The following is a 10,419-nucleotide window of genomic DNA, read 5'->3' on the forward strand; positions in this document are numbered from 1 at the left end:
GGGCCGCCTCGCGCCCCCGGGCCGGGTGATGCGGAAGGCCGGTGGTGGAGGCTCACCGGACGGGGTGAGGTCTGCAGCGTGGGTCATGAGGTCTGCAGCGTGGGTCATGAGGTCTGCAGCGTGGGTCAGAGGATCCAGCCCTGCGCGGTGCTCGGTTCGCGGGCCGCGAGGTCGCGGTGCAGCACCTCGGAGACGTCGGTCTCCTCGTCACCGAAGACGGTCCGTACCCAGTTGGGCTGGTAGACCGTGTCGAGGTAGCGCTCGCCGAGGTCCGGGGCGATCGCGACCGAGGTGAGGCCGGATGTCTCGTGGCATTCCAGCCAGGCCATCGCCCCACTCACCACCGTGCCGGTCGACCCGCCGAAGAGGAAGCCCCGCTTCGCCAGGTCCCCGCAGGCCCGGATCGTGTCGGCCTCCTCGACGCGCACGACCTCGTCGACGTACGACTCGTCGAGCAGCGGCGGCCGGACGCTCATGCCCAGTCCGGGGATCATCCGGCGGCCCGGCGGGTCGCCGAAGATGGCGGAGCCGACACTGTCCACGGCGACGATCCGCACCCGCCGGTGCCAGGACCGGAACCAGCGTGCGCACCCCATCAGGGTGCCGGTCGTGCCGACACCGACGAAGAGCACGTCCAACTCCGGGAAGAAGCGGGCAATGGCCGGAGCTGTCGTGAAGTAGTGCGCCTTCCAGTTGTCGGGGTTGGTGTACTGGCTCAGCCAGACATAGCGGTCGTCGGCGGCACACAGGGCGCGCAGATAGGCCAGGCGCGCTCCCAGGAGGCCGCCGCTGCCGTGCTCGTGGGAAATGACGTGCACCTGGCTGCCGAGCGCTTCCATCATCTGCCGGCTGGCGAGATTGCAGCGGGAGTCCGTCACACAGACGAAGCTGTAGCCCTTGCACGCCGCGATCATGCTCAGCGCCACCCCGAGATTGCCCGACGAGGACTCCACCAGGATGGAGCCCTTCGTCAGGATGCCGCTCCGCTCGGCGGATTCCACCATCTCGTTGGCGGCCTTCAGCTTGATCGAACCGGCGAAGTTGAACCCCTCGCACTTGAGGAACAGTCGGTGTCCGAACATCGACTCCAGGTCGACGTACAGGTCCTCCTCGTTGAAGGCCTGGGGAACGGATATGACTGGCACGATGGCCTCCTCGTCCGTTACCGGAACACCGACGGAGCGGCGGGCGAGCCGTCCTCAGCCGTACCGGCGCATTTCATGGAAGAAGTTGTCGATGATCCGCAGATCGCCGGTGCGGGCCACCTCCTCGTAGACGAACTTGCCGACCGCCAGGTCGAGCACGCCGAGACCGAACGGCGAGAACACCACCGGCCTGTCGGCCGGCACCGCGACCCGGCCGGCCAGCACGTCGTCGAGCGTGCCGAGCAGGAAGTCGCGGTTGCCGGTGAGGCTCTCGGTGAGGTGCGGTGAGGTGCCCGCCCGCAGGCAGTGGTCGACGTCGTCGACGACGTTGGTGGCGGACAGCAGCACCTGCGGAGCGAGGTCGCGCAGTGACACGTGCAGGACCACGGGGTTGTGGCCGAACCAGGCCGGCTCGTCGACGTGCGGACGGTCGGCGACCGTGGCGAAGACGATCAGGTCGCTGTCGCGGATCAGGTCGCGCGCGCTGTCGTGCACGGTGACGCGTCCGGCTCCGGACTGCTCCAGATACGTCCGGAAGTCCGCCGCGCTGCCTGCGGACAGGTCGTGCACACCGACGGTGTCGAAGGACCAGCCGGTGGCCTCCAGGTACGTGTGGATGTAGCGGGCGATCAGACCGGCTCCGACAAAGCCCAGGCGGGTGGGGCGCGGGCGCCCTCTGCTGAGCCGGTCGGCCGCCGAGGCCGCGGACGCGGCGGTCCTGACGGCGCTGATGATCGAGGTCTCCAGGCACGCGTAGGGGTAGCCCGTGGTGGGGTCGTTGAGGATGAGCACGCCCGACGCCCGGGGGATGCCCGCGGCGACGTTGGTGGGGAAACTGGAGATCCACTTCAGACCGTCCACCCTGCTCTCGCCGCCGAGTGAGGCGGGCAGGGCGATGATCCGCGAGGTCGGCCGGTCCGGGAAGCGCAGGAAGGAGGACGGCGGGTTGACCGTACGGGCCGACCCGTGCAGGCGGTATGTCGCCTCGATCACCTCCACCATGGCCTTCTCACGTCCGTCGAGGACATGCTTGACCTGGTTCCCGGGGATGACGGCGAAGGGCGGAACGGCCGGTACGCCGGCCGGGGAGACGCCCTCGTGGGCGGGACGCACGGTGGTCATGACTCTGCCCTCCCGGGGTGGTCCATACGTACCGGGTCCGCCATGGCGACGACCACGTCCCGCGGCCCTTCGTACGCCTCGCGGCTGTGCGCGGTGCGGATGTTGTCCACGAGCATCAGATCTCCCGGCTGCCAGGCCCGGCGGACGGTGTGCGCTTCGTAGGCGCTGTTGATCTGCTCGACGACCTCCCGGGGCACGGCGTCACCATTGCCGTAGCGGGTGTTGAAGGGCAGGTCGTCGGGGCCGTACTCCTCGACGAGGAACTCCCGGACCTCGGGGGCCAGCGTCCACTCGTTGAGGAACGCGATCTGGTTGAACCAGCAGCGCAGGCCGGAGACCGGGTGCCGCACCACGGCGCGCCGGTGCTGCCGGGTCCGCAGCGAGCCGTCCGGCTGCCAGGACCAGTCGATGTCGTTGGCGTGGCAGTACGCCTCGATGGTGTCGTGGTCCTCGGTGCCGAAGGACTGGCTCAGCGTGGCGCCGATCTCGTTGTTGTACGTGCGGGTGAGCGCCCAGCCCTCCCGCTCGAACCGGTCGACGAGTTCGGCCGGCAGCGCCCGCAGCACGGCGGCGGCGTCGGCCACGGTGGTGGCGCCGCCGGTGGTGGGCGGCCGCAGGCATGCGAACAGCATCAGACCCGGGCACTCCCGGGCGTAACTGAGTTCGTGGTGCATGCACATGAGCTGGTTGGGCGGCCACGCCGACGAGGAGTAGACACCCTCCGCATGCCGATCGCGGGCGGCGAACGCCTCCCGCTCGGTCACCGGTCGGTCTGTCACCTGGTGGAGGACCGACTCGACGTCGGCCGCGGTGCGCAGATCGAGGCCCCGGACCGTGACGGCGCCGTGCTCGACGAGCAGGTCGCGCAGTCCGTCGCGGTGGAGGGCCACCCAGGCCGCCGCGTCCGAGGCGGCCTCGGCCTGGAGGACCGGCGGGTCGCCGGGAGCCCGGGGCGTGGTGCTCGCGGCGGTCGGAGGCGGCGTGCCGGGGGCCGGGTGCTTGCGGAACAGGGAAGACAGCATCGTGTTCTCCTCGGGACGGCGATCATGGTTCCGCGGGCAGGGCGGCGGCTCTGAGCAAGGCCTCGGCCGCCTCCGCCGGGCGGGTGCGAAGGAAGCGGCGGCCGCCGGACACGTACCGCACGTCGACCTCCTCGGCGAGGAGACGCCAGTCGCCGGGCGCCGGGCGTGCGGGCGCTGCCCCGCTGCCGGCGTCGCTCTCACCGGACGTGGCGGCCGCGACCAGCACGGTGACCGGCGCTGCCAGCGGCTCCACGTCGCGCGGAGGGCGGAAGGAGGACGGCACGGAGAGGAGCACGCCACGGACGGCGACCCCCTGCCGCTGCAGGGTCCGGGCCGTCTCCAGGGCCGCTTCCGCGCCCGTGCCGTCGCCCCACAGCAGGATGCCGGGCGTGCGGAGCCGGACGGTCTCCGTGGCGATCCGCGCCGGGTCCGGCTGCGCGGCGACGTGGACGGTCACCGCGTTGCCGTTGCCGTCGCAGTCGTCGCGCAGTGCTTCGGCCAGCGGCGCGAAGTCCGCGCCGGGCCGGTCGGCGCCGGGGAGGCAGATCAGGGTGGCCCGCGTGGGGGCGTCCGAGAGCAGCAGCGTCTCCAGATCCTGTTCCGCTTCGGCGTCCGTGGTCGGCCGGCCCGCTGTCCGGGTGTCGATGAGACGGGCCAGCTCGGCCAGCACCGGATGGCTGGTGAGGTCACGCAGGGCGACCAGGTGATCGAGGGATACGGCGAGCCGGACGGCCGACAGAGAGGTGCCGCCCAGGTCGAAGAAGCTGTCCCCCCGGCCGATGCGGTCCGACGGCATGCCGAGGACGGCCGCGAACTTCTCCGCCAGCCGCTGTTCGGTCGGCGTGCTGGGGGCCTCGTAGGCGTCGCCGGTCGTGCCGAGTTCCTCCGCCAGCGCCGCCAGTGCCTTCGTGTCGGTCTTGCCGTTGGCCGTGAGCGGCAGACGCGCCAACTGGTGGAGCGAGGACGGGACCATGTACTCGGGAAGCAGGTCGCCGAGCCGCTCGCGGACGTCCTCGGCCGTCAGGGTCCGCCCGCTCGTGTAGAAGGCGGCGAGTTGACGCCCGTGTCCCTCCCCGGTGACGACCACGGCACCGTCCCGGACACCGGAGACCCTGAGCAGCGTGTTCTCTATCTCGCCGATCTCGACGCGGAACCCTCGGATCTTCACCTGGCCGTCGCCACGCCCGAGGTACTCGAGCTTCCCGTCGGGCAGCCAGCGACCGAAGTCGCCTCCCCGGTACAGCCGTTCCTCCGGACGGTACGGGTCGGCCAGGTAGGCGAGCCGGGTGCGCTCGGGGTCGCGGACGTATCCGCGGCCGACACAGACACCGGAGAAGACGATGGCACCGGGAGCGCCGAGCGGGACCAGCATCAGGTTGTCGTCGACGACGTAGACCCGCACGTTGTTGACGGGCCGGCCGAGCGGGACGCCGCCGGCCGCGGGCGCCCTGTCCATCACCTCGTGATTGGTGTCGTCCGACGTCTCTGTCAGCCCGTACGCGTTGACGAGACGGATCCCGGGCCCCGAGGTGAACCACCGCTGGGCGAGCTCACTCTTGAGCGCCTCTCCCGTGACCGACACACAGCGCAGGTCCGGCAGGTCGCGAGGGCCGCGTTCGAGGGCGGACAGGATGACGTCGAGGTAGGAGGGCACGACCTGGAGGACGTTGACCCGCCCCTCGACGATCGTGTCGAGGAAACGGTCGGCGTCGAGGACCGCGTCCTGTTCGACCAGCAGGGTCCGGCCCCCGGTCAGCAGGCCGCTCAGCAGTTGCCACAGCGAGATGTCGAAGCACTGCGAGGCGGTCTGCGCCACGACCGTGCCCGCACCGATGTCCAGGTCGTCGATCTTGGCGTACAGGTGGTTGAGCAGGCCCGCGTGCTCGCACATCGCCCCCTTGGGCTCACCCGTCGACCCGGAGGTGAAGAACATGTACGCAAGCCGGTCGGCCGGCACCTCGATCCCCAGGTCGGATCCGTCGGTCGCCTGTTCGGTGATGTCCGGGACGAGCAGCGTGCGGGTGCCGGGAAGCCCGTCCAGTGCCCGGTCCAGGTTCGTCGTGGCGCCCGGCTCGGTCAGCACCAGGCCGCAGGCGGCGCGGGTCAGCATGGTGGTCATGCGCCCGGACGGGTAGTGCGGGTCGACGGGAAGGTAGGCGCCGCCTGCTTTGAACACGGCGAGCACGGCGGCCAGCCAGTTCAGGTCGCGCCCGGTCACCACCGCGACCGTGTCCTCAGGGCGCAGCCCCTCCGCCAGCAGCGCTCGGGCCAGCCGGTTGGCCCGCACGTTCAGTTCCCCGTAGGTCCATCGGCGGTCGCGGTGCACGGCGGCGACGGCGTCCGGGTGCCTGCGCACGCGCTCCTCGAACAGCTCGTGGCAGCGCCGGTCGGGCAGATCCCGGAGCGGACCGGCGAGCCCGTCGATCAGGAACCCGATCTCCTCGGCTGACAGGAGACTGCGCCGGTGGTGCGGGGCGTACGGGTCGGCGGCGATCTGTTCGAGTGCGGCGAGATGGTATCCGGCGATCCGGGCCGCGCAGTCCGCGTCCAGCCGGTCGGTCCGGTAGCGCAGGCGCAGTGTGTGCCGGCCGTCCCTCTCCGGTGCCGTGACAGTGAGGACGGTGCCGCTGTCACCCGCGGGCCCGCGCCCTGACGGGTCGAACACGGCCTCGGGGTGATGTGCGGTCGCTCCCGTTCGCGTGGGCGGCGGCGCGGCGTCGGCGGAGGAGCTGGACCGTGCGGGCATCAGCCTCGACTGGGCCTGGTGGGCTTCCAGCAGCAGTCGGTGCCAGGTGCAGGGCCGGACGCCCACCTCGACGGGAAGGGGCGTGGTGGCGCCCGGAACCGCGTAGCCGGTCCGGACGACGGGGTCGCCGGAGAGTGTGGCGAGCACCTTGACGTGTGCGGCCAGGAAGATCGCCGTGAGCGGTACGCCGAGTTCCCGGGCCCGGTCGTGCAGAGCCGTCGTCATGGTCTCGGGGACGGGTGTGACCTGCTCGGCGGTGCCGGGCACCGGGTCACGTGTCCAGCGCGGTAGGGCCGTGAAGCCTTTCTCAGCCGGTGTGCCGCCGCCGGTCGGGGCGGGCTCCACGGTCCGCACGGTGTCGGCGGTGTCGGGGCTCCCGCCGGACGGTGCGTCGCCGCCGTGAGTCCGGCCGTCGGTCGGTGCCGTCACTCTCGCCATCACCCTTCACCTCCGCCGTCCAGGGGTGCGGGGCGCGCGGGGTTGCCCGCCCAGTAGGCCTGCTCGGGGACCACCTCGCCCTTCATCAGGAAGGAGTCCGCAGCGAGCACGGCGCCGTCGCCGAGCCGCACGCCGTAGTGCATGAACGCTCCTACGCCGAGGGTGCAGCCGGAGCCGATCTCGCTGCGGTCCGACTTGAAGGCGGCGTCCTCCTGGGAGTGGCACTGCACGACGCTTCCGGCGTTGAACGTGCAGTTGTCGCCGATCGTGACCATCCCGCGTTCGGTCACGCTGAGGCCGTCGTCGAACAACCTCGTGCCGACGCCGACTCCGAGCATGCGCCACGCGAGGCCCTTGAACGGCGTGCCGTTGAGGGCCTGCACATACGTCTCCGCGGGAACCTTCCAGTACCGCTCACGCCGCCAGAAGCGGCGGTCGTAGATCGAGCAGAACAACGGCCCCGGAGGGTGCAGTGCCGTCACGGCCCGCTCGACCAGGATGAAGTACAGGACGGTGAAGGGCAGGACGAGGGCGTTGGCCAGCGCGATGGCCGCCGCGCCCCACTGCGGATACAGGCTCGCGGCGGACGCGAAGAGCAGGGTGACCCAGAAGAAGTACAGCCATCCCGCGAACAGGTAGCACGCCATCGTGACGAGGTTGTGCCGGTTTTTGGCCGCCAGCCCGCGGCGCAGGCCGTCACCCTCCGTCAACTCGTCGAAGGTGCTGTCCCGCAGCACCGACCGCGGGATCTCGAAGCTGGGTGACCCGAGGAGCCCCACGTCGTGCCGGACCGGGCCGTCGACGGGGACCATCACCTTGGTCGCCAGCAGGCAGTTGTCACCGGTTCTGCCGCGCGCCGGGTAGAAGATGCGGTTCCCGAGGAAGTTGTGCGCTCCGATCGCGGTCCGCGACAGACGGAAGGACGTGCTGGAGTAGTCCGCGTTCATCATGGAGAGGCCGTCGGCGACCATGGTGCCCGTGCCGACCACGCTCAGGAACGGGCTCTCGTGCTTGACCCGGGTACCGAAGTTCGACCCGGTCTGCTCCACCCGGGAGAGGTCGTACCCGATCCAGCGCAGGTAGTGCACGATGTACGTGCTGTCGCCGAACAGGCGCGTGAGGGACCTGTTGTTGGTCATCAGGAGGATCACCCGCTGTACGGCATGGTGGAAGCCGTACAGCGGATACGTCCGATCCGGAGCGACGAACCGGGCGAGCAGCCGCGGGACGGTGCCCAGGACGACCAGACTCGCGGGCACGGCACAGGCGAAGACCACGGCCGTCACCATCAGCACGTCGCTGTAGAAGCCCCAGCGGGCCAGGGACGTCTCCGCCTGCACCAGGGCCCGGTTTCCCTCCAGGATGCGGGAGAGCAGCACGTCCAGGCAGCCCACCACCAGCGGCACGTACGCCAGCATCGCGGTCACCAGCAGCAGAGCACCATGGACCGCGCGCCGTAGGGTGCCGCAGCGCATGGCCTCGACCGGCTGGAAGTCGGCGTCCGTGGGCTGGCCGGGCGAACCGTGCCAGTGGGCGCCGTCCGGGACCTCCTGCCCGGTGTGCAGCGAGGAGGCGTGGCCCAGCTGGGCCGCGTCGCCGAGCCGGGTGCCGATGTCCAGCACCGTCGCCTCACTGACGACCGCCTCGCGGCCCACGCTGACCGGACCTGTCTCGATCACACCGTCGTGGGCGCGGTAGCCGCTGATCAGCGAGTCCTTGCGAATCAGTGCGCTGTCACCGATCGTCAGCAGGTCGGTGCAGACGGGCATGCTCCGCGACAGGATGGTGACGCCTCGTCCGATGCGGGCACCCAGCGCCCTCAGGTAGAACGGGTACAGCGGCGACCCGGCGAACAGCACGATCGGACTCGACCGGACCAGCGTCTTGACCAGCCAGAAGCGGAAGTACGGCAGGCTCCAGACACGTATCCGCTGTGGTTTCCACCGGCCGATCAGCAGCCACTTCGCGATCACGGGCACGGCACACATGAGCACCAGCAACGCGGCGCCGAACACCACGGACCGCAGATAGGCCTGCAACAGGCCGTGCCCGCCCGAGATCCAGTCGTATCCCCAGGTGGTGACAACGGCCAGGAGGCCTGCGTAGCCGAGATAGCTCAGCAGTTGCAGCACGCCGCACAGCACGTAGTGAGGACGGCCCGTCGCTTCCGCGGGTGGCGGTGTGCCGGACGTGGTGACCGGCGGCGTGCTCGGGACCGCCTCCTGACGTGTCGCGTCCGCCATCGCCGTCGCCAGGGCGCTGATGGTCGGATGCCGGTAGACGTCGCGCATCGACACCGACGGCAGGTCGGGCCGCTTCCTGACACGCGCGCAGAAATGCGCCATGACCAGGGAGTCGGCACCCAGGTCGTTGAAGAAGTGGCTGTCGAGAGGCACTTCGTCGAGCTGCGCGACATCCGCGAGCAGCCGGGCGAGCGTCACTTCCGTACCGGGGACGGCGGCGATGTCCAAGGCCCCGAGCTGCTGTCCCGTCATACGCACTCCTTCGGCTGGCGGCGGCCGACCGTCCTGTTCTGCCACGTATTCGTTGCCGAGGGCGCGAGGTATGAAGGAGCCGGCCAGGTTCTCGCACGGTGTGCGTCAGGTCCCGCTCGGTGACGTCGCGCGCAGGGGTGGAAGCAGGTGACGACGACCGACGCGTGCGTGGTGTTCCTTCGGGCCGACGGTGACCGGCGGCCCGGCGTCCGGCATAGAGTTTCCTCGGCACTGGTACGGCGTGTGGGGGAGACACATGGGGGTTCGGACCGTTCCGAGGTGGGCGTCGACGCTCGACTCCGTGGTGGTGTACGCGCAGGGCGCCCTCTGCCGCCGGCGCGCCCGCGGCTGCGCGCCGGTGGACGGGCGGGTGCGGGTGACCGGCCTGCCCCGTTCCATGGACCCGGGCTCCCTGCGGGCGCGCGTCGTAGGCACCACCGGGGCGCGTGTCACCGAGGCCAGGGTGGAGGTCGAGGCGGAAGCGCCCGGCTCCCGCCCGATCGGCGAGCTACGGCATGAAGTCGAGCGGCTGCGCGACGTCCGGCAGGCCACCCACGCCCGCTGGAGCAGACAGCAGGGGCTGATCGAGGAGGTGGCGGCGCTGCGCCCGGTGCCGCCGCCCCGCACGGAGGACGACCCGCACCGCCGTACTCCCGTCGACGCCTGGCTGGAACTCGCCGACTTCGTCGACGACCGGCTGACCACACTGCACTCCCGCCTCCGCGAGCTGGAGGAGGAGCTGAAAGGCGTCGAGCACGATCTGGACGTCGCGACGGACAAGCTCTCCCGCGCCTCCACCGACGCGCCCGCGGCGCACGTGGAGACCGCATTGTGCGCGGTGGTGACCCTCACCGGCGCCAGTGACACGGACGTCGAGGTGGAGGTGGAGTACGGGGTGCCCGGCGCCGTCTGGGTACCGGCCTATCGCCTCACCCACGGTCGGCGTGAGGGCGACGGACGGCTGCTGCTGCGGGCGGCAGTCGCCCAGCGCACCGGCGAGGACTGGAGCGGCGTGCGCGTCTCGCTGGCCACGGCCGACCTGCGACGCCGCGCCGACGCGCCCCGGCTCCGCTCGCTCCGCATCGGACGCAGCCAGCCCACCCCCGCGCCTTCGGGCTGGCGCGAGCCCCCGCGGGGGCTGGGCGACCTCTTCGCCGGGTACGACGCCGCAGGTCCGCGCCCGATCGCCGCCGTGGGCGCCGAGACCGCCGTGGGCGCCGGGACGGTCGGTACCAGTGCTGCGTCAGGTCCCCTTCCGCCCCCGCCCCCGCCCACGGCGGGCTACGGCGCGCCTCCCACCGCCCTGCCGACCCCCGGCGGCGCCACGGCAGGTCCCGCACCCGCGGTACTCGGCCGCCCGGCGGTCGGCGGCGGGCCTTTGGCGTTCGGGCGGGAAAACGCTCCCCGCACCGGCGCCCGGCCCTCCGCAGCCCCGGGCACCGCCCCGGCAG

Annotated in this window: 6 protein-coding genes; 1 reads left to right on the forward strand and 5 read right to left on the reverse strand. The window is 71.3% G+C overall.

The annotated features are described in order from the left end of the window. Positions 1-125: 125 nt before the first annotated feature. The 5 genes from sbnA to ACFV6X_RS35125 are packed head-to-tail and all read right to left on the reverse strand — an operon-like array spanning position 126 to position 8,968. Complete coding sequence (sbnA, locus tag ACFV6X_RS35105) at positions 126-1,145, reverse strand: 2,3-diaminopropionate biosynthesis protein SbnA (RefSeq protein WP_385390450.1); 1,020 nt, start codon at positions 1,143-1,145, stop codon at positions 126-128. Between the two features lie 54 nt (positions 1,146-1,199). Next, positions 1,200-2,267, reverse strand: coding sequence for a 2,3-diaminopropionate biosynthesis protein SbnB (gene sbnB / locus ACFV6X_RS35110; RefSeq protein ID WP_385390452.1), 1,068 nt, complete (start codon positions 2,265-2,267; stop codon positions 1,200-1,202). Next, a complete protein-coding gene (locus ACFV6X_RS35115) occupies positions 2,264-3,289 on the reverse strand; it encodes a TauD/TfdA family dioxygenase (RefSeq protein WP_385390454.1) in 1,026 nt (341 codons plus the stop codon). Before ACFV6X_RS35115 ends, sbnB begins: the two co-directional genes overlap by 4 nt. Before the next feature lie 22 nt (positions 3,290-3,311). Beyond that, the gene (locus ACFV6X_RS35120) at positions 3,312-6,473 is read right to left on the reverse strand and encodes an amino acid adenylation domain-containing protein (protein ID WP_385390455.1); all 3,162 of its coding nucleotides are present in this window, start codon (positions 6,471-6,473) and stop codon (positions 3,312-3,314) included. Further along, entirely contained in the window at positions 6,473-8,968 is a 2,496-nt protein-coding gene (locus ACFV6X_RS35125) for a Pls/PosA family non-ribosomal peptide synthetase (RefSeq protein WP_385390456.1), read from the reverse strand. The genes ACFV6X_RS35120 and ACFV6X_RS35125 overlap by 1 nt, the downstream gene beginning before the upstream one ends. A gap of 256 nt (positions 8,969-9,224) precedes the next feature. Between ACFV6X_RS35125 and ACFV6X_RS35130 the strand changes: the two genes are divergently transcribed. Further along, positions 9,225-10,419, forward strand: a 1,195-nt coding sequence (locus tag ACFV6X_RS35130; RefSeq protein ID WP_385390458.1) for a DUF4139 domain-containing protein, incomplete at its 3' end; no start/stop codon positions are given.

This window comes from Streptomyces sp. NPDC059861 (assembly GCF_042731435.1).
Taxonomy (GTDB): domain Bacteria; phylum Actinomycetota; class Actinomycetes; order Streptomycetales; family Streptomycetaceae; genus Streptomyces.

Coding starts and splice junctions, on each gene's coding strand:
- ACFV6X_RS35120 (WP_385390455.1), bottom strand. CDS start 6,473: ATGGCGAGAGTGACGGCACCGACCGACGGCCGGACTCACGGCGGCGAC.
- sbnB (WP_385390452.1), bottom strand. CDS start 2,267: ATGACCACCGTGCGTCCCGCCCACGAGGGCGTCTCCCCGGCCGGCGTA.
- ACFV6X_RS35125 (WP_385390456.1), bottom strand. CDS start 8,968: ATGACGGGACAGCAGCTCGGGGCCTTGGACATCGCCGCCGTCCCCGGT.
- ACFV6X_RS35115 (WP_385390454.1), bottom strand. CDS start 3,289: ATGCTGTCTTCCCTGTTCCGCAAGCACCCGGCCCCCGGCACGCCGCCT.